The 19,742-nt window shown below is 37.3% G+C and carries 18 protein-coding genes; all 18 read right to left on the reverse strand.

Annotation, left to right across the window (positions count from 1 at the left end; translation table 11 throughout):
* Positions 1-6 precede the first annotated feature (6 nt).
* Positions 7-842 (reverse strand): IS630 family transposase gene (locus ADH90_RS10860; RefSeq protein WP_152904485.1). Its coding sequence is split into 2 segments (ribosomal slippage): positions 7-536 and positions 536-842, totalling 837 coding nucleotides; the frame shifts between segments, so codons are not numbered across the junction.
* A gap of 193 nt (positions 843-1,035) precedes the next feature.
* Positions 1,036-3,828: an isoleucine--tRNA ligase gene (gene ileS, locus ADH90_RS06615; RefSeq protein WP_049530510.1), complete on the reverse strand. Its 2,793-nt coding sequence runs from the start codon at positions 3,826-3,828 to the stop codon at positions 1,036-1,038.
* Between the two features lie 255 nt (positions 3,829-4,083).
* Complete coding sequence (locus ADH90_RS06620; protein ID WP_049530511.1) at positions 4,084-4,869, reverse strand: DivIVA domain-containing protein; 786 nt, start codon at positions 4,867-4,869, stop codon at positions 4,084-4,086.
* A 9-nt stretch (positions 4,870-4,878) separates the two neighbouring features.
* A complete protein-coding gene (locus ADH90_RS06625; RefSeq protein ID WP_049530512.1) occupies positions 4,879-5,664 on the reverse strand; it encodes an RNA-binding protein in 786 nt (261 codons plus the stop codon).
* Complete coding sequence (locus ADH90_RS06630) at positions 5,661-5,924, reverse strand: YggT family protein (protein WP_000576492.1); 264 nt, start codon at positions 5,922-5,924, stop codon at positions 5,661-5,663. Before ADH90_RS06630 ends, ADH90_RS06625 begins: the two co-directional genes overlap by 4 nt.
* Positions 5,924-6,475, reverse strand: coding sequence for a cell division protein SepF (locus tag ADH90_RS06635; protein ID WP_000053353.1), 552 nt, complete (start codon positions 6,473-6,475; stop codon positions 5,924-5,926). The genes ADH90_RS06630 and ADH90_RS06635 overlap by 1 nt, the downstream gene beginning before the upstream one ends.
* A 9-nt stretch (positions 6,476-6,484) precedes the next feature.
* Positions 6,485-7,156: a YggS family pyridoxal phosphate-dependent enzyme gene (locus tag ADH90_RS06640; RefSeq protein ID WP_049530599.1), complete on the reverse strand. Its 672-nt coding sequence runs from the start codon at positions 7,154-7,156 to the stop codon at positions 6,485-6,487.
* Between the two features lie 5 nt (positions 7,157-7,161).
* Positions 7,162-8,418: a cell division protein FtsZ gene (ftsZ, locus tag ADH90_RS06645; protein WP_049530514.1), complete on the reverse strand. Its 1,257-nt coding sequence runs from the start codon at positions 8,416-8,418 to the stop codon at positions 7,162-7,164.
* A gap of 17 nt (positions 8,419-8,435) precedes the next feature.
* Positions 8,436-9,809 (reverse strand): cell division protein FtsA, encoded by a 1,374-nt coding sequence (gene ftsA / locus ADH90_RS06650; protein ID WP_049530515.1) that lies wholly within the window; start codon positions 9,807-9,809, stop codon positions 8,436-8,438.
* A 241-nt stretch (positions 9,810-10,050) separates the two neighbouring features.
* The gene (rfbD, locus tag ADH90_RS06655; protein ID WP_049530517.1) at positions 10,051-10,905 is read right to left on the reverse strand and encodes a dTDP-4-dehydrorhamnose reductase; all 855 of its coding nucleotides are present in this window, start codon (positions 10,903-10,905) and stop codon (positions 10,051-10,053) included.
* Between the two features lie 215 nt (positions 10,906-11,120).
* Entirely contained in the window at positions 11,121-12,170 is a 1,050-nt protein-coding gene (rfbB, locus tag ADH90_RS06660; protein ID WP_049530519.1) for a dTDP-glucose 4,6-dehydratase, read from the reverse strand.
* The gene (locus tag ADH90_RS06665) at positions 12,163-12,711 is read right to left on the reverse strand and encodes a hypothetical protein (protein WP_049530520.1); all 549 of its coding nucleotides are present in this window, start codon (positions 12,709-12,711) and stop codon (positions 12,163-12,165) included. Before ADH90_RS06665 ends, rfbB begins: the two co-directional genes overlap by 8 nt.
* A 3-nt stretch (positions 12,712-12,714) precedes the next feature.
* Positions 12,715-13,308, reverse strand: coding sequence for a dTDP-4-dehydrorhamnose 3,5-epimerase family protein (locus ADH90_RS06670; RefSeq protein WP_049530522.1), 594 nt, complete (start codon positions 13,306-13,308; stop codon positions 12,715-12,717).
* The gene (gene rfbA, locus ADH90_RS06675) at positions 13,309-14,178 is read right to left on the reverse strand and encodes a glucose-1-phosphate thymidylyltransferase RfbA (RefSeq protein ID WP_049530523.1); all 870 of its coding nucleotides are present in this window, start codon (positions 14,176-14,178) and stop codon (positions 13,309-13,311) included.
* 38 nt (positions 14,179-14,216) lie between these two features.
* Complete coding sequence (wecB, locus tag ADH90_RS06680; protein WP_049530524.1) at positions 14,217-15,305, reverse strand: non-hydrolyzing UDP-N-acetylglucosamine 2-epimerase; 1,089 nt, start codon at positions 15,303-15,305, stop codon at positions 14,217-14,219.
* Positions 15,306-15,365: 60 nt separating this feature from the next.
* Positions 15,366-16,811 carry an oligosaccharide flippase family protein gene (locus ADH90_RS06685; RefSeq protein WP_049530525.1) on the reverse strand — a complete coding sequence of 482 codons (1,446 nt, stop codon included), beginning with the start codon at positions 16,809-16,811 and terminating at the stop codon, positions 15,366-15,368.
* Complete coding sequence (locus ADH90_RS06690) at positions 16,801-18,735, reverse strand: HAD-IA family hydrolase (protein WP_049530526.1); 1,935 nt, start codon at positions 18,733-18,735, stop codon at positions 16,801-16,803. The genes ADH90_RS06685 and ADH90_RS06690 overlap by 11 nt, the downstream gene beginning before the upstream one ends.
* 98 nt (positions 18,736-18,833) lie before the next feature.
* Positions 18,834-19,736: a glycosyltransferase family 2 protein gene (locus tag ADH90_RS06695; RefSeq protein ID WP_049530528.1), complete on the reverse strand. Its 903-nt coding sequence runs from the start codon at positions 19,734-19,736 to the stop codon at positions 18,834-18,836.
* Between the last annotated feature and the right edge of the window lie 6 nt (positions 19,737-19,742).

Raw genomic sequence — 19,742 nt, forward strand, 5'->3', positions numbered from 1 at the left:
ATATAGTCAATTGAAACAAGAATAAGACGACAGAGACTCGTAAAAAGTATTGCAACTTGGTAATACCTTTTTGAGGTGCTTTTTGATATGAGCCCATTTCTTCTCAATAGGATTGTACTCAGGTGAGTAGGGAGGAAGTGGTAAAAGTTTATGCCCAAACTCTTCACATAAGAGCTCTATCTTACCCATTCTATGGAATCTTGCATTATCCATACTAATAACCGATGGTTTGTTTAATGTTGGTAAGAGAAACTTCTGAAACCAAGCTTCCCAAAATTCGCTTGTCATCATCTCTTCGTAAGTCATTGGAGCTATTAACTCACCATTTGTTAGCCCAACAACCAAAGAAATCCTCTGATATCTTCTTCCAGATACTTTACCTCTTATTAACTGATCTTTAAATGAGCGACCATATTCTCGATAAAAATAAGTATCGAATCCTGTTTCATCAATATAAACAGGTGCTAGGTTCTTTAAACTATTAAAATGTTTAAGAAATAAAGCTACTTTTTCTGGGTCTTGTTCATAGTAGGTGTGGTTCTTTTTTTTCGAGTGAACCTCATAGCTTTAAGAGCATAGTGAATGGTAGTTGGATGACAGTCAAATCCAGAAGCTATTTCAGTCAAATAAGCATCTGGATTGTCAGCAAGATAGGTTTTAAGCCTATCTCTATCAACTTTTCTTGGTTTTGTTCCTTTTACTTGATGGTTTAGATCTCCTGTTTTCTCTTTTAGTTTTAACCAGCCATAAATGGTATTACGTGAGATTTGGAAAACGTGTGATGCATCTGTTATACTACCTGTTTGCTCACAATAAGCGAGAACTTTTTTACGAAAATCTATTGAATTGTCATAAGAAGATTATACCATATTATGTACTGGTTTTGTTTCAATTGGCTATACAATAAGAGAACAACTCAAAATTGAAAAGCTAGAGTTCCACCATTGGGAATCTCTAGCTTTTTTGGTGGCTGAGAACTATTTTGTCCCGTACTCATAAAAAAGAGAGAACATCTGTTCTCTCCAGTATATAAATTTATTTTACTTCAAATCCTTCAGCCACTGCGTTCGCAAAGTTTTCTTCAACGATACTTGCACAGTGGTCACAGATGGTTGCGTTATAGCTACGTTCTGCTGTACTTGGATCGATACGACGGCAACGGTCACATACTTCACCTGCAGCGCGTTCTACTGTGAAGGCTACATCTTCAAAGGCTACTGCGCCTTCTGGAGCTGGTCCTTCTGCGATAGTCAATTCTGAGACGATCAAGAGTTGAGCAACATTGCTATCAACAGCTCCAAGAAGAGTTTTCACGACTTCGTTTGGATAAACTGTCAAGTGTGCTTCAAGTGATTTACCAATAACTTTGGCATTACGAGCTTCTTCCAAGGCTTTTTGAGCTTGTCCGCGGAAGTCCATGAAGGCTGCCCATGTGTCCAAGATTTCCTCTTGGTTAGCAAAGGTTTCCGCTTCTGGCAATTCTGACAATTGAACAAAGTCTTCAGCTTCAAACTCAAGATATGACCAGATTTCTTCTGCAGTATGAGGAAGGATCGGTGTCAAGAGTTTGGTGATTTTCACAAGAATGTCATAGAAGACTGTTTGCATTTGACGGCGTTCGAGTGATTTAGCACCCTCGATGTAGACAACATCTTTGGCAAAATCAAGGTAGAAGGCAGACAAATCAACGTTGATAAAGTTAACAAGTGCCTTGTAGATGGTCAAGAATTCAAAGTTGGCATAAGCATCACGAATGGTCTTAACAAGTTGGTTAAAGCGAATAGTCATGTACTTGTCAACTGAACGTAATTCTTCGTAAGCTACTGCATCCTCAGATGGATTATAATCAGATGTGTTAGCAATCAAGAAACGAAGGGTATTACGGATCTTACGGTAAGTCTCAGAGACTTGGCTCAAGATATCCATAGAGATACGCACATCGTTGCTTGAGTCAACACTGGTTACCCAGAGACGCAAGATTTCCGCACCGAATTGCTTTTCAACATCGCTTGGAGCAATTGTATTTCCAAGAGATTTAGACATCTTCTCACCTTTACCGTCAAGGGCAAAACCTTGTGACAAGATTTGTTTGTATGGTGCTACACCGTGGTTAGCCACAGATGTGATGAGAGATGAGTTGAACCAACCACGGTATTGGTCAGAACCTTCAAGGTAGAGGTCAGCTGGGTATTTGAGCTCTGGACGGTTAACCACAACCCCGTTCCACGAAGAACCTGAGTCAAACCAAACGTCCATGATGTCTGTTTCTTTCTTGAACTCACCATTTGGTGAACCTGGATGTGTAAATCCTTCTGGCAAGAGGTCTTTAGCATCACGTTCCCACCAGATGATGGAACCATGCTCTTCAAAGAGTTGAGCTACATGCTCAATCGTTTCAGCTGTCATGATTGGTGTTCCGTCTTCAGCATAGAAGATTGGAAGTGGAACACCCCAAGCACGTTGACGTGAGATTACCCAGTCACCACGGTCACGAATCATGTTGTAAAGACGGACTTTCCCCCATTCTGAGTGGAATTTCACTTTTTCAATTTCATCCAAGATTTCTTGACGGAATTTTGATACAGAAGCAAACCATTGTGGCACTGCACGCCAGATGATTGGTTTTTTCGTACGCCAGTCAAATGGGTATGAGTGAGAGATTTCTTCTTGAGCAAGAAGGAGATTGCCTAGTTTCTCGATAACAGTTGGAACCACCTTGTCATAGAATTGACCTTCGAACTCAGCGCCAGCATTAGCCATCATGATTCCGCGTTCGTTAACTGTCACAGCAACTTCAAGACCATTAGCCACACCAACATTGTAGTCGTCCTCACCAAAACCAGGAGCTGTATGGACGATACCTGTACCAGAGTCAGTTGTAACGTGGTCACCAAGGATAACGAGTTCATCTACTGCAGTATCCCATGGGTGTTCTGTCACGATATGGTTCAATTCTTGACCACGATAAGTAGCCAAAACTTGAACATCAGTCCAGCCAAATTTCTCAGACAAGCTGTTCAACAATTCAGCAGCAACCACAAACTTACGAGTTTCACCAGCAGGTTGAACCAAAACGTAATCAATATCCGCACCAACAGTCAAACCACGAGAAGCAGTGATAGTAAATGGAGTTGTTGTCCAAACAACGATGTAAGTATCAGTGTCTAGGACACCTTTGCCATCCTTGATCTTATTGGCATAGTACAGTGATGTTGAAACCAAGTCATGGTATTCAATTTCTGCTTCAGCAAGAGCTGACTCAGATGACCATGACCAGTAAACTGGCTTGGCACCACGGTAGATATAGCCCTTGTTAGCCATCTCGCCGAAGACACGAATTTGCGCTGCTTCATAGTCAGGGGTCAAAGTTACATATGGATTTTCCCAGTCACCAGAAACACCTAAACGTTTGAAGTCTTCGCGTTGTTTATCTACTTGAGAAAGAGCGTATTCACGGCAAAGTTTCAAGTATTCAACCAAATCCATCTCTTTGCGTTTAACACCTTGTTTTGCCAAAACTTGCTCGATTGGTAGTCCGTGTGTATCCCAACCTGGGATGTATGGCGCGTAGAATCCTGACATAGACTTAGAACGAACAATGATATCTTTTGAAATCTTGTTCATAGCATGACCAACGTGGATATTTCCGTTAGCGTACGGAGGTCCATCATGAAGAGTGAAGTGAGGTTTCCCTTCATTCAACTCTTGACGACGTTGGTAGAGCTTTGCTTCTTCCCACTCTTTTTGCCAGACTGGCTCTTTGGTTGGAAGTCCTGCACGCATTGGGAAATCTGTTTTCCCTAGATTTAAAGTTTCTTTGAGTTTCATGATATCTCCTTTATGATATAGACAAAATAAAAACCACGACTCGCTAAAAAGGACGAAAATCGTGGTACCACCTTTATTCGGAAAAAGACTCAGTCTTTCTCCCTCTTTTCCCGTAACGTGGGGAACGTCAAATCCTACTAACTTCAGACTTGATAGCTTGAGAGGATAATCTGATCAACAGGGATTGTAGGGCTTCCACCATCTCCTACTCGCTGAAAATATGTTTGATTAGATCTTGTTCTCAGATTTTCTTTCTTATAAAAGATCAATAGATTCCGTCAAGGGTGTTGGTTGAGAATTTTGGTTTGAAGAAACGACTTCTTCTACTACTGAGCTAGCAGTATCTGGCTTTGTTTCTTTTTGTGATTCAGCCAATTCTCGATTAGCTGCTTCAATGCGGGCTTGGAGCTCTGCTACTTCTTCAGGTGAAAACTGACGGGTCATGTCAATCGGCTCTTCATCCTGATAGGTAGAAACATCTTCACCCAAAACTTCTCCAACAACTTCTTTAAAAGCTTCGTCACTGGTTTGTAAATAAGTCGCTGTCGGACGTAAAATTTCTTCCCAGTCGGATGAATCTACAATAGCTAATTGACTCTCAATCGTAGATTTCAAACGTTGATGGAAGACACGGCTCTTATTCTTCAATTCTTCCGTCTCTACGGCAACCTTCTTAGCATTATCCGTAGCTTGACGCAAGATTTCATTAGCCTTATACTTAGCCTCATCAAGCAGACGCTGGGCATCTTGTTCAGCCTGTTTAAGGATATTTTGAGAGCGTTCATTGGCAGCTTGTTTGACACGTTCTGCAGTATCTTGAGCAATCAATACAGACTGGCTCAATGACTCCTTAATCTCATCAAAATAAGACAAACGTTCCTCTAAATTTTTAATGTGTTGTTCTTTTTCGTGATTGCTACGAACAAGTGTTTCATAGTCACGAACAACAATATCTAGAAATTCATCAACTTCTTCAGGATTAAACCCTCTAAATTTGGTACTAAAGGTTTTATCCTTGATTTCTAACGATGTAATTGGCATATTTTCCCCTCACTTACTTAATAATAGTTGAACTATCAATTTTTTCTTATCTTTTTTAGTCTGGCCATTTTCTTTGAGTAAGATCATTCGTCCAAAGCGTCTGACACTTACTAAATCACCTATCTGAACCTGATAATCAGATTTTTCAACCAGATGATAATTTATCTGAACATATTTTCTTTCTAATAAATCGGCTGTCTGGGAGCGAGATAATTTCAGAACATTCGATAAGAAGGCATCCAAGCGCATGCTCGGAACTAAAACTTCTCTTTCCTGATAGTCATTTTTGGATTCTAATAATTCTTCAAAAGGTCTTACTTCTAGTTTTACAGGTAATCTAGCAACCTTTTGAATTCCATCCTGGAAGAGGGAAACAAATTTCCGGTCCACAATGATTTGCGCTCTATTCTCCGTTACTAATATATCACCAAACAACTTGCGATCGATTCCCAAACGATTCAGAACGGTTCCCAAAATCTTGGAATGGGTCAATTGGTCAAACTTACTAGAATAAACAATCTCAAGCAATTCCATTTCAAAATCCATCAAAGTCGGTTTGAAATAATCTGGTGCCAGAAGCACACGACTATACTCGCTAGGCACAAAATCATTGCTTGAAAAAACTTGAATCCCATGATGATTCCCCAATGTCTTTAAAATAAAGACCTGATGGGGATTGATAAAGGGAGTTAGGATGGGAGCGTAATGCTCTTCAACCTGCCTAAGCCACTCCAATCCTTTATCAATGAAAGGAATATCCTCGACTGAGAAATGCTGATAAATATCTTTTCTCATGCTAGTATATAAAGAAAACGGATCAAATAGTTTCCAAGTAAATGAACTAAAATGACAGCCACCCAAACTGAAAAATCAATACCACCAATACTTAGGGGCAGACGTCTCAAGGGTTGAAGGATCGGTTTGACTAAGCTAGTCAACAAACGACCTAGTGCTGTATCATAGGCATTGGGAAACCAAGATAATAGAGCAAAAGCTACAAGTATCCATGAATAGATAGTTGCAGCATTCTGAATAAAACGAATTAGAAAAATCATTACTTCACTCGATTTCTCTTCATATCAAAGTCAAACTCTTCACCGTGAGAACCATCAGGCAAGCGAATGTCTTCAATATTAACCACAACTCCTACTGGTGTCAAAAGGTACATAGTATTTGCGACTTTCCTTAATTCACCAGCCAGCACATAACGAGCACCATCTAAGTAATCTAGACAACGACGTGCTTGTACTTCAGTCATATATTGGAAATCAATTAGAATACTTTCATTTCCTGTTAACAAATCAACAATATCAGTTGCATCTTCGTAGCGGCGAGGATAACGAACAGCAATGGTTACCTTTTCTGCACCTCGGTGACTCTGCATCGCCAATTCTTGTTGACGAGCGTGAAGACGGGTAATATTCTTTTCTTTCGAATTCACTTGTGAAGTTTGTGGTAACTGTTGAGTTCGTGGAAGTTCTTCCTTTGGAGCCGAAACTGAAGTTAAGGTTTGTTCAGACTTTAACTCAGCAACGTTCGGTGCCACCTCTTCTCCATCTTCAGTGAAATAATCTATAAACTTATCAAATTTATCTTTTAGTGACATGGTTATTTCCTATTTAAAAAATGCTGTACCGATTCGAACGAAAGTTGAACCACATTGAATCGCTTCTTTGAAGTCTCGACTCATACCCATACTTAGTTCTGTCATCGGCATATTGGGGAGATGTTTTTCTTGAATGGTTTTTTGCAATTCTTGCGTTTCTTTAAATATCTCTAGTAATTCTTGACTAGTTGCTTCAAATGGAGCCATGGTCATCAGACCCACATACTCAATCTGGTCTAATTCTGAAAGTTCGGGTAAGAGGGCTAACAATTCTTCTTTCGAAAAACCGTGCTTACTTTCTTCCTGAGAAATATTTACTTGCAAAAAGCACTTAATCTTGTGGTCCGCTCGTTTTTGAATTTCCTGAGCTAGCTTTAAGGAATCTAAAGCATGAAAATAATCCACATAAGAAATCACTTCCTTGACTTTACGTCTCTGTAAGGTTCCAATCAAATGCCAGGTAAGATTCTTATCACTCAGAGCATGATACTTGTCAAGAAATTTATCAACACGGTTCTCACCAATGTGTTGCACTCCCTGCGAAACCAAAGCTGAGGCTGTTTCAACATCTACATATTTGGTCACCGCAATCACAGAAACCGAATCGTTTTCACGACCGGCTTCCTGAACTGCATTCGATATCTGTTGAAAAACAAGGTTCGTATTTTCTTTTAAATTCATCTTCATTAACGATTTTTAAAGAATGGTGGTGTTTCCAACTCATCTTCATCTGTTGCCGCTGGAACTTCAAAGCGTTCCACTGGAGAAACAACTGGTTCTCCTTGACGAACAATGGCATCGCGTCTCAAGTCCCAGTCACCAAAGGCTGATGTCTTTGGCGCTTCTTGACGGCGATAACTTGGAGTTGGAATTTCTGCTGTATCAGCCATATCAAAATTACGATCAAAAGTTTTTGCATGGCTAGTTCGAGCAGGTTCACGGTGTGTTGCTTGGCGTGGTTGAGCAGTCACAACTTTTTCAACTTTATCCTGACGTACTCCTGTCGCAACAACAGTCACGCGGATTTCGTCTTTCATTGTCTCATCAATAGATGTTCCAAGCCAGATGTTAACACCATGACCAGCTGCTTGGTTCACAATTTCTGATGCTTCTTCAGCTTCAATCAAAGTCAAGTCCAAACCACCAGTTACGTTAACAATCACATCTTCTGCTCCATCGATAGTTGTTTCAAGAAGTGGTGAGTAGATTGCTTTACGAGCAGCTTCTACAACACGTTCTTCACCGCTACCGATACCAATCCCCATAAGGGCATTCCCTTTATTGGCCATAACAGTCTTAACGTCCGCAAAGTCCAAGTTGATCAAACCAGGATTTGTAATCAAATCTGTAATTCCTTGAACACCTTGACGAAGAACGTTATCTGCTTCACTCAATGCTTCAAGAAGTGGAGTCTTCTTGTCAACGATTTCTAGCAAGTTGTTGTTTGAGATAATCAAGAGTGTATCAACATGCTCACGAAGTTCGTTAATCCCTTCGATGGCAAATTGTCCACGTTTGCTTCCTTCAAAACCAAACGGACGAGTTACAACACCCACTGTCAAAGCACCAAGACCTTTTGCAATACGAGCGATAACTGGTGCAGCACCTGTACCAGAACCACCACCCATACCAGCAGTGATGAAGACCATGTCAGCACCGCTGATTGCTTCTGTCAAAACTTCTTCGCTTTCTTCTGCAGCTTTACGACCAACTTCAGGTTGACCTCCTGCACCAAGTCCGCGAGTCAATTTAGGGCCGAGCTGGATAACTGTCTCAGCTTTTGTACTGCTCAAAGCTTGTACATCTGTGTTGGCTGCGATAAATTCAACGCCAGAAACGCCTTCGTCAACCATACGGTTGATGGCATTTCCACCACCACCACCGACACCGATTACTTTAATTACTGCACCTTGTGCTGCTGCTGTATCAAATGAAAATGTCATATTTATATTCCTCTATTTTATTCGTCAAACATGCTTCCAATCAAGCTACGGAAACGATCCGTTAATTTACCTTTGCTCTTTTCTTCTGATTGAAGTGGAGCTACTGGTTCAACAGATTGAGTTGTTTCAGGCTCAGGAGTTGTCACTGTATTAAATACTGGTCGTGGAGAAACAGGTGCAACTGGTTGAGCTGAACTTCTAAAGTCAATCGGTTGGTGGCGTAAACTTTCGTCACCTCGAATTGCTCGTTGTGCCAAAATATTCACTTCAGTAAGACTACCCGCAAATTCTGACAAGCTGATAACATGGGCAAACGCAGGATTGCGAATACCCACTTGATTTGGTACGAATAACTTAACGCGTACTCCAAATACTTCTTGGGCCAATTCAACGACACCTGGAAGAAGAGCATTTCCACCAATCAAGACAATACCACCTGGCAAGTCTAATAGGTGACGTCTTTCCAAGTCTTGCTTAATTTGCTCAAAAATGTGCTTGATTCTTGCTGAAATAATCTCAGCCAAGTATTCTTCAGTCACTTCAACTGGTTCAACTTCACCGATCACTTCAACTTGGAAAGTTTCCTTGCTAGCTAGTGGTGGATAAGCTTCACCATAGTTCAATTTTAGACCTTCTGCAATTTTCTTAGAAGTCTTGAGAACTTTTGAAATGTCTTTTGTGACATAATCGCCACCCTCTTGGTTGACATTTGTATATTGAAGTTCTTGGTTGCGAATAGTGGCAACAGTCGTTTGCCCACCACCCATGTCGATAACAGTCGCACCAAACTCACGTTCACCTTCATTCAAAACAGAGTGAACCATTGCAAGAGGTGAAATAATCACGTTATCGACTTGAACGCCTACACGCTCAACTGTTTTACGAAGATTGTGGAGGATCGTACGTGGGCCAGTGTACAAGAGACCTCGCATTTCCAAACGCACACCCATCATCCCGCGAGGATCACGAATTCCTTGGAATCCATCAACGACAAATTCCTCTGGAATAAAGGTGATAACTTCACGGTCTGGAGTCATACTTTTAGTCAAGGCTGATTTGACAACATTTTCGACATCTTGATCCGTAATTTCTTTTGTATCTGATGTCACTGGAATCATGCCTTGAGTTGGCTCCACTTGTAGCAAATTAGCTGGCAAACCAACGTTTACAGACTTGATTGAAATTCCTGCTTTTTCTTCTGCTTGAGAAATTGCAGACTTAATAGCAGTCGCCGCTGCCTCGATGTCAACGATAATCCCATCTTTGACACCTTTACTTTTGGCATTGCTTACGCCAATTACATTTACTTCACCATTTACAAGCTCTGCAACCAACACTTTAATAGAGCTAGTTCCGATATCTAAGCCTGTAAAAAAACCATTTCTAGTCATTACACTGCGTCCTCTCTATCTTCCCAGTTTCACACTTCTATTTTTAATAGCTACACCAAGGTATAACTACTCACAAAATATTATAACACAAAAAAAACATTCGTGCTCAAATTTTCTAACATTTAAACAAGCTTTTTCTTGAATTTTTATAATTGTCCGACGATTGCATAGATGAGTAAATAAAAAAGAAAGAGAATCTCTCTTCTCTCTCTTTCTGTATACATTTTGGCCTCCAGCAAGGCTATTTTTTAAGGTCTTGTTTGTAAAATTCTTTCAAGGCATCTTTCCAAGTTGGAATGACAAATCCAGTTGCTTTGGCTTTGGTCAAACTCATAGTTGAGTTTAGTGGACGTTTAGCTTTGGCAGGAAATTGGCTCGAGTCTACTGGCTTGACTTCGACATCTGTATCCTTCAAAATTTCAACCGCAAAGTCATACCAAGTTGTATCTTCTGTCGCATCATTTGACAAATGATAATAACCAAATTCCTTGCGGTTTTTAGCTAGGAAAGTCATGAACTCGGCCAAGGTACGTGTCCAGGTTGGTCGACCATGTTGATCATTTACAACTGTCAAGGTCTTATGAGTTTTAGCTAGATTTTGCATCGTGAAGACGAAGTTTTTGCCGTAATTTCCAAAAACCCAAGCAGTACGAATAATATAGTAGTTTGAAACGTGTTTCTCTACAAGCTCCTCTCCCATACGCTTAGTACGACCATATTCAGTTTGTGGGTCTGGTCGGTCACCGACTTCCCATTCTTGTCCGACTGGCTTCTTACCATCAAAGACATAATCTGTAGAAATGTAGACTAGAGTTGCACCATGCTTTTCGGATGCTTTTGCGACATTCTCTGTCCCTGTAACATTGATGGCAAAGTCCAATTCTTTCCCTTCATCCTCTGCTGCATCAACAGCTGTGTAGGCAGCACAGTGGTAGACTAAAGTCGGTTTCACCTCTTCAAAAACTTTCTCAACCATCTCTGCATCGGTAATATCCATCTCAGCCACATCAACCGCAACATATTCTTCATTACGCTCATCTAATAAATAACGAAGTTCAGTTCCTAATTGGCCATTTGCTCCTGTAATTAAAATCATCTTTCTTCCTTTCACCTGATTCACAATTCTTCGGTATAGCAATAGAGGTTGGGACAAATGATCCCTACCTCACTTTTTATTAGCAATCAAACTTTGACGCGGTAGCTGATTGAACTTTTTGTTCATCTTTTAGACTCCAAAAACTCCTAATCATCTTCGCGGGGCTGGGACTACGAAATCGAGACTTTGTCTATCGATTTCTGTCCCACCGCCTTTTATTTTTCAAGAACCTCTTGTGTCTTAGCGTAGTTGGCTTCAACAGCTTCTTTTTCTCCTTGCCACCATTCTTGGTTATCTTTGTACCATTGAATAGTTTCTTTGAGACCTTGTTCGAAGTTTGTGAATTCTGGTTTCCAACCCAACTCATCACGTAGCTTGCTTGCATCAATCGCATAACGAAGATCATGTCCTGCACGGTCAGTCACATGATCATAGGCATCAGCAGGTTGTCCCATTTCCTTAAGGATTAGCTCCAAAACTTCCTTGTTGTTCTTCTCTCCATCAGCCCCAATCAAGTAGGTTTCGCCGATTTGACCTTTTGTCAAGATTGTCCAAACTCCTGAAGAGTGGTCATTGGTATGAATCCAGTCACGAACGTTCTTACCTTCACCGTACAGTTTTGGTTTAATTCCACTTAGGATGTTGGTAATCTGACGTGGGATAAATTTTTCAATGTGTTGATAAGGACCATAGTTATTTGAACAGTTGGAAATCGTTGCCTTGACTCCAAAAGAACGTACCCAGGCTTTGACAATCAAGTCTGAAGCTGCCTTAGTTGATGAGTAAGGAGAGCTTGGGTTATACTTGGTATCAGCGGTAAATTTCTCACCTGGACCTTCACCATGACCTGGCAAATCTTCGCGTAGAGGAAGGTCTCCATAAACTTCATCTGTAGACACATGGTGGAAACGAATGTCGTATTTGCGAGCCGCTTCCAAAAGAGTATAGGTTCCGATGAAGTTAGTATGGATAAATGGCGATGGATCATTGAGCGAATTGTCATTGTGACTCTCAGCAGCATAGTGAACGATAGCATCTGCTTGAGCTGCCAACTTGTCTACCAACTCCGCATCCGCAATGTCCCCAACAACTAACTCAACACGATCACCTAAAATTTCCTCAATATTAGCGCGGTTTCCAGCATAAGTCAACTTATCTAGGACTGTCACATGAACATCTGGAAAATTCTTGTAAACATAGTGGACAAAGTTGGATCCGATAAAGCCAGCTCCACCTGTCACGATAATATTTTTGTATTCAGTCATTGATTTTCTTTTCTCCAATCTGTGAATAATACTCTGAAATTCTATCAAAGAATATTATCCCAATAAATGTTAATTCCATTGAAATCATCATACTAGTTACTATATAACATACAAAGTTCCATACTAAAGTCACAAAGTATATAAAAATATCAGTAATATTTATTACCAAATAATCTTCTTGAGGTAAATCAAGTGCTTTATTCAACCATTCAAAAAAAACAGGAACTTCATTAAATAAATAATAAAAAACAAAAACTAAAAATGACAAAACAATTGGACTTATAAGAAATAATATTTTTTCCCTCTTACTTTTTTTATTAAAAAGTCCTTTCCAATCATCAAAGTTTTTTTCATTTCCAAACATTCCTACAAAACTAATCAAAAATGCTGACACACCAATTGATAAGCACTCCAAAAATTGAAATGTATTTCCTGAATTAACTGCCCCTTTTATAGTCGCAACCAACGACAAGAGAAAAATTGATAATCCCAGATGTAATTTTATTTTTTTAAATTCTCGAGATTCTAAAAATTCCTTCATACTTTACAAATCTTCTTTTTTCAAAGGTTTTACATCCTTAAGTAGTGGATGATTTTTATCTGCTTCTGAAACCTCTGCTTCTGCAAGATTTTCCCATTCAATGCCAAGGCTTGGATCAGCGTAGTTTACAAAGGCGTACTTGGATTTAAGTTCAAGAGCCCAGTAATCATTGACCAGATAACTATAAGAAACTGTATCTGATAAAACTTGGAATCCATTAGCCACGCCTCGAGGAACAAAAATTCCCTTGCTTGCATCAATTACTGTCTGATAGGTATTCCCAAAGGTTTCACCCTCACGTAAATCAACCCAAGAACCCAGTACTTTCCCATCATCTGCTACAGAGATGTACTTATCCCAAGGCTCTGCGTGGAGGCCACGGAGAACATTTTTGCGTGAGAAGGATACATTGTTTTGCAATTTCCCTTCTGCAAAGAAAGACTCTGGAAAGCCAAGTGGAAGCATTTTTTCCTTTTGGAAATTTTCTTTAAACCAGCCACGATTATCACCATGAACGGGGATATCGAACTCCAACATACCTGGAATAGCTTCAACCTCGCGTGCTGCAAGCGTCTTACCGAAAAAATTATCTGTCATCTATGCTTCTCCTATCAAACGGAGCAGATACTGCCCGTATTCATTTTTCTTAAGTGGTTGGGCTAAGGTCAACACATCTTCTCGACTGATATAGCCCATGCGATAGGCAATTTCTTCCAAGTTTGCTACCTGAACATTTTGCATCCGTTGGACTGTTTCGATGTACTGTGAAGCCTCTAGCAAACTTTCATGAGTGCCCGTATCCAACCAAGCAAAACCACGTCCCATAACCTCAACCGATAAATCTCCGCGATCTAGGTAAGCCTTGTTTACATCTGTAATTTCCAATTCACCACGAGGGCTTGGTTTTATATTTTTGGCAATTTCTACCACATCATTATCGTAGAAATAGAGGCCTGTAACTGCATAATTTGAACGAGGGTGTTCTGGCTTTTCTTCGATAGAAATAGCGTTCATATTTTTATCAAACTCAACAACACCAAAGCGTTCTGGATCCTTCACATGATAGCCAAAGACAGTCGCTCCTGACTCCTTGCTTGCTGCCTTTTGTAGCATCTTCGAAAGGCCAGGTCCGTGATAGATATTGTCACCTAAGATCAGAGAAACGCTATCATCACCAATAAACTCCTCACCAATGATAAAGGCTTGCGCCAAACCATCTGGACTCGGTTGCTCTGCATAAGACAGTTGAATCCCAAATTCAGAGCCATCTTGCAAAAGTTCTTTGAAACGAGGCAAATCTTGAGGAGTTGAGATAATCAAAATATCCTTAATCCCAGCCAACATCAATGTTGAAAGTGGGTAGTAAATCATCGGTTTATCATAAACCGGCATCAGTTGTTTTGATGCAGCTCGAGTCAACGGATATAAACGTGTCCCCGAACCACCTGCGAGAATAATACCTTTCATAATAGGGTACCTTTCTATATTACTTTACCTAGCCTCGCTTAAATTCCGCGTAAAATACGAACTATCTGTTTACTAGCATCACCATTTCCATAAGGATTACTAGCTTGACTCATTTTTTTATATTCTTCGGAATCGTCTAAAAGCATCTTAAAGTTTTGATAAATAGTCTCCTCATCAGTTCCAACCAATTTCAATGTTCCGGCAGCTACTCCTTCTGGTCTTTCTGTCGTATCTCGCATGACCAATACAGGCTTTCCTAAAGAAGGAGCCTCTTCCTGAACTCCTCCTGAATCAGTTAAAATCATGTAACTATGATTCATGAAATTATGAAAATCAAGAACATCCAAAGGTTCAATAATCTGAATACGTTCTGTGTCTCCAAAAATTTCCGCAGCTGTTTCACGCACCAAGGGATTTTTATGAATTGGATAAATTACCTTAACATCATCATATTCATTTAAAACTCGTTTAACAGCTCTAAACATGTGTTTCATAGGTTCTCCGAGATTTTCACGTCTATGAGCAGTTAGTAGAATAAGACGGGTGTCAACGTTTAAATCTAAATCAGGGTGTGTATAATCCTTTTGTACTGTAGTTGTAAGTGCATCAATAACTGTATTTCCAGTTACATAAACATTCTCTCTACCCTCTTTTAAAAGATTTTCTTTAGCCAATTCAGTTGGAGCAAAATGATAATTTGCAATAATAGAAGTCGATTGTCTATTAAATTCTTCTGGGAAGGGACTTTGCAGGTTGTAAGTTCGTAACCCAGCTTCAACATGACCAACCTTAATTCCAAGATAAAATGCTGCTAAAGCTGCTGCATATGTTGTAGTAGTGTCACCGTGAACTAGAACAATATCTGGTTGTTCTTCTTCTAAAACAGGTTTAATTTTTTCTAAAATACTTGTTGTTATAGAGAACAAGGTTTGATTAGCTTTCATTATTTCTAAATCATAGTCTGGTTGAACTCCAAACAATTCCAAAACAGGGCTAACCATCTCCTTGTGCTGACCAGTTACACAAACAACTGTTTCCATATCTGCCTGTTTTTTCAACTCATTCACTAATGGACACATTTTTATCGCTTCTGGACGTGTACCAAAAACTAGCATTATCTTCATGATTTCCTCCTAAATCAATAATTAAATTCTTTATTTGTTTATACATTTCAATTTCTGACCAATTTACTTCTTCTTTGCAATAAGAGAAAATAATTGAATCGTCACTTCCTCCTTTAATAAAAGCAGAATTACTAAATATAATGAAAAGAAAGCAACACCTGCTAGCATTAGAGAATAAAATGGTATAGTTATCGTTATCAGCTGATTCAAAATGATTAGTGGTATTGTAGAAACAACTGTTGCAATTATCACATTAACCAAACTCTTTATCGATATATTTGATACTAAATATTCTTTTGAAAAATGTAGTTGTACCATCATCTGCGACAATTCCGCAAAAAGAGTTGCGACAGAAGCACCAATAATTCCAAACTTAGGCATTAACAGTAGATTCAAAATAAGATTAATCACAGCACCAATCGTTACTGCAACCATAAAATATTTTTCTCTATTCATTGGAATCAATATTTGATTTCCTGTAATATTCGAAAAACCAGAAATAAGTAAAATTGGCATAAGTATTTGCATGGCTAAAGTCGCAGGAAGATACTGACTTCCTCCTAGTAATAAGATACTATCTTTCGCCTCTACAATAAAGAATACCATCAATGGAATCGCAATAAAAAATATAACCGCAGATGACTCCTTTAATATTTTTCTAAAATTCGAGGTGTCATTTTTACTAATATAAAATGAAAGTCTCGGTAGCAAAACTGCACTAATAGATGTAATAAGAGAAAGCAAAATCCACTTAACCTTTGATGCCACAGAATAGTATCCCACAGCCTCATTACCATTAATAAAACCGAGCATAACTGTATCTAAATTAGTATAAATATTTACTGCAAGTAATGAGGCAAATAAATACCACATTGGTTTAAAATGATGTTTAAATTGTAAATTTTTATATAATTTAACATTAATGAAATGTCGGCTATGCCATAGATTTAAGATATTTGAACTTAGAGAAGAAAACAATGAAATACTAGCAAAAACAATATAATCCTCTGGCCTTTTCACAAGTAGAAAAATCAATATTAATGATAGGATTTTAAACACTACTGACCGGGTAGTAGTATAAGTATACTCTTCCATTCCACTATACAACCAATTTAAGGCAAAAGGAGAAGATAAAATTGTCCCACATGTGAGCAATAAGAGTGAAAATTCTTTATTCAATTGTGTTATAAATATAGTCAAAAATAATAGTATTGCAGTTGTTATTATAGACATAGCAACGTTTATAATCATTAACTCCTGCACTACCTTTGACAACTTGTCTCTATCATCTCTAACACTTGCTACTGCTTTGATACCATAAGTTGAAATTCCCAGAGAAGCAAGTAAAATACCATAATTCCCTATTGAACTAAAAAATGAAGTTAAACCTATACCAGTTGGATTCAATATTCTAGATATATAAGGAAAAGTGATTAATGGGAAGATGATATTTGATAGCGTCAGGACAATATTTAATAATGCATTCAACTTTATGGATTTATTCCCCATAATTTTTCAACCTCAATTGCAAATCTAAATATTTCAATAAAAATATAACTCTTGTATATAATTCTGGAATAAATAGGAAATTGACACCACCAAACAATCTATAAACGAAATCAACCCAAAGTAGATCGCTTTTCTCTCTTAATAACGTTTTTAAAGATTTTTTCGTAGTCTTAAGAGTTACTATCTCACCAAAATTTTCAACAACTTTTTCTTTTAAAGATTCAGAAAATGATTGTAACTTAGGTATATAAATACATTCTTTTTTTAGCGACATCATTAGCCATAGATTTTTTTGTTCAAAAGGGAGAAACTTCATTTTCTTATAAGCTTCCAAAATTTCTGAAAATCCAAATACTAACTCTTCTTGATAATCTTTAACTGCCTGATAAATACTCACATGTTTCTTATCATCTTCAAGAATGGGAATAATTTCACTATCTTTTTTATATTTCAAAACTGGACCATGATCTGCTACAAAAATATCTTCATAAAATTCAAAATTTCTACTCACAATATCATAAAATTCCGATTTATTTGGATAATCAGAAAATAATAGACCAGTTTTATCCGTTTTATTTTCTACTGAGTAAACATTGAGCATCAATCCTAGATAATAACCTACTATTCTCTTGTCTGGAAGAGCCTTTTTGATACTATCTTGTATCGTTCCTTTCCAACCCACATCGACTAAATATACTTCATTTTGGTTTTTAGTTAAACGTTCTATATAATCACGTAGTAATTGACTGTCTTTTTTCTCTTTATTGAACTTCGTAATGAACTGAGGATGTTTTTTTAGTTTCTCTAATAAATGATCGTCTACTGTTAATACATATGTTGGTTTCTCTTTTAAATCTTGACAAATCGATGTGATTTCATTATTAGCAAAGTTCAAGTTTAATAAGAAATTTTGTAATGTAATTTTTTTATATTGACGAAAAATCATCTCAAATTCTTCATTCTCTAAAGAAGTAAAAGAAGAATATAATGTCGATCGTCTAGAAACATAAAAATATTCTGTACAAATCTTTTGATTTTTCCCAAAAAAAGTATCTTGATATATATCAAAAAGTCTTTTCAATAACTGTCCTTCTCTTGAGCAAAAGAGTGCTATTTGAACATCATCTTGAATCATCTTTTTATGCAATTTCGAAATAAAGAATACGATGTCAGCTAAAAAAATATTAAACGGTGCTTTTTTACTGTTAGAAAATAAAATTTGATTATAGAGTCTTACCAATTCTTTCTCTGCTACTGTTGTATTTTTATCTATGTATTGTCTGTAAATAGCATTTAATCCTAGAGAACGCGGTACTTCATAATCAGATTTATAATTATCTCCTATCATGGTAATGTCTGTAGGATTTAAATTTAATTCTTTCAAAATTAGCTTATATAAATTTCCTGTGGATTTACGGCAAGCTTTCTCACTCGAAATATAGATAGAAGAAAAATAATCAAAAATTTCAAATTTTTTTAATATAGTTTCTATTAATTCTCTATCAGTATAAAAATCCGAAACTAAGATAATCTGTTTTGAATCACTTTTCAATTTTTGTAAAACTTCTTTAATTTCCGAATCCAAGTAAATATGTTGTAATTCAATTTTCAACTCTAGAATTTTAGCTCTATGAATAAACTCTTCTTTCGATGTATTTTTTATCTTATCTTTAATTTCATTATATATTCCAGACAAAAGATCTAGATAACACATTTCTTCAGTGCCTAACTCTTTATTGTTTTCGACACTTTTTCTGATCTTGTATAATATTGCAGGAGATACATCAAAATTCAGCTCCAAAGCCATTTCCTTAGCCCACTGATACAAAGTTTGCTCAGGATGACAATTCCTATGTACAACAGTATCAAAAAAATCAAATGCAACTATTTTTGTTTTTATTTGAGATATATCAAACACTTCCATGTTTCACCTAACTATTTTAAATTATGATCCTATAATGACCACTCTCTTTGCTTATTTAATCTAATTATCTTAGTGCATCTACAGTTATAAGCAGTAACTTATTCGTTTATGAAAATAAATGGATAGGATGGATCAATTCTATTAAATACACCATCTAAATAATATTTATACTTTCTTCTAGAACAATCTCTTCTCAAGAAACAATGATAAAGTTGTTGCAGGAATAAATAGAACAAGAAAACAGTATACCTTAGTTTACTATTTACATTTCTTCGAACAAATACAACTCTATTTCTTGCCATTAAATATTCTTGAAGTCCATTGACCGCTTTTATAGAGACCGAACCTTTATGATAAACATAACTTTGAGTAAGACATATATTCTTATAGCCTATTTTTTTAGCTCTATAACACCATTCTGTTTCTTCATAAAATAGAAAATAGCTTTCAGGTATATATCCAATAATTTTCAAGATAGAGGTTTTAAACATCAAACATGCTCCCCCAATATAGTCACTTTCGATTTTAGAAGGAAGTTTGTCTCTCTGAGCACCATGATTTTTTAAAGTTACAATTCCTCTATTAATAAAAATATCACCACCTGTAGATTGTACCAAGTTATTATTTTTATATTCAACTAACACTGGACTAACAAAAGCAACAGAGGAATCATCTTCTAGTTCTCGTTTACACGATTCCAAAAAATCAACTTCAATTAGTGTATCGTTGTTTAATATACAAATGTAATCATATCCATTATCCTCAGCATACTTTATTCCAATATTGTTTCCATTCGCATATCCTCTATTTTCTAAACTAGTAATAATCTTAATAGGGGATAGCGCCCTGGATAACTCTTTGACACTATCATTAACCGAATTATTATCTACAATCACGATGTCATACTCATTTGATTTTATAGTACTTCTCAAACTTTGTACACATTCAATCGTATCTTCATAATTATTATAATTGAGAATAACTATACATACTTTATCCATTATACA

This window comes from Streptococcus pseudopneumoniae (assembly GCF_001073085.1).
GTDB lineage: Bacteria > Bacillota > Bacilli > Lactobacillales > Streptococcaceae > Streptococcus > Streptococcus pseudopneumoniae_M.

What these genes read in the sequence shown, in the direction of transcription:
- ileS (WP_049530510.1), bottom strand. Translation starts at nt 3,828, where the DNA reads ATGAAACTCAAAGAAACTTTAAATCTAGGGAAAACAGATTTCCCAATG.
- ADH90_RS06620 (WP_049530511.1), bottom strand. Translation starts at nt 4,869, where the DNA reads ATGCCAATTACATCGTTAGAAATCAAGGATAAAACCTTTAGTACCAAA.
- ADH90_RS06625 (WP_049530512.1), bottom strand. Translation starts at nt 5,664, where the DNA reads ATGAGAAAAGATATTTATCAGCATTTCTCAGTCGAGGATATTCCTTTC.
- ADH90_RS06630 (WP_000576492.1), bottom strand. Translation starts at nt 5,924, where the DNA reads ATGATTTTTCTAATTCGTTTTATTCAGAATGCTGCAACTATCTATTCA.
- ADH90_RS06635 (WP_000053353.1), bottom strand. Translation starts at nt 6,475, where the DNA reads ATGTCACTAAAAGATAAATTTGATAAGTTTATAGATTATTTCACTGAA.
- ADH90_RS06640 (WP_049530599.1), bottom strand. Translation starts at nt 7,156, where the DNA reads ATGAATTTAAAAGAAAATACGAACCTTGTTTTTCAACAGATATCGAAT.
- ftsZ (WP_049530514.1), bottom strand. Translation starts at nt 8,418, where the DNA reads ATGACATTTTCATTTGATACAGCAGCAGCACAAGGTGCAGTAATTAAA.
- ftsA (WP_049530515.1), bottom strand. Translation starts at nt 9,809, where the DNA reads ATGACTAGAAATGGTTTTTTTACAGGCTTAGATATCGGAACTAGCTCT.
- rfbD (WP_049530517.1), bottom strand. Translation starts at nt 10,905, where the DNA reads ATGATTTTAATTACAGGAGCAAATGGCCAATTAGGAACTGAACTTCGT.
- rfbB (WP_049530519.1), bottom strand. Translation starts at nt 12,170, where the DNA reads ATGACTGAATACAAAAATATTATCGTGACAGGTGGAGCTGGCTTTATC.
- ADH90_RS06665 (WP_049530520.1), bottom strand. Translation starts at nt 12,711, where the DNA reads ATGAAGGAATTTTTAGAATCTCGAGAATTTAAAAAAATAAAATTACAT.
- ADH90_RS06670 (WP_049530522.1), bottom strand. Translation starts at nt 13,308, where the DNA reads ATGACAGATAATTTTTTCGGTAAGACGCTTGCAGCACGCGAGGTTGAA.
- rfbA (WP_049530523.1), bottom strand. Translation starts at nt 14,178, where the DNA reads ATGAAAGGTATTATTCTCGCAGGTGGTTCGGGGACACGTTTATATCCG.
- ADH90_RS06685 (WP_049530525.1), bottom strand. Translation starts at nt 16,811, where the DNA reads ATGGGGAATAAATCCATAAAGTTGAATGCATTATTAAATATTGTCCTG.
- ADH90_RS06690 (WP_049530526.1), bottom strand. Translation starts at nt 18,735, where the DNA reads ATGGAAGTGTTTGATATATCTCAAATAAAAACAAAAATAGTTGCATTT.
- ADH90_RS06695 (WP_049530528.1), bottom strand. Translation starts at nt 19,736, where the DNA reads ATGGATAAAGTATGTATAGTTATTCTCAATTATAATAATTATGAAGAT.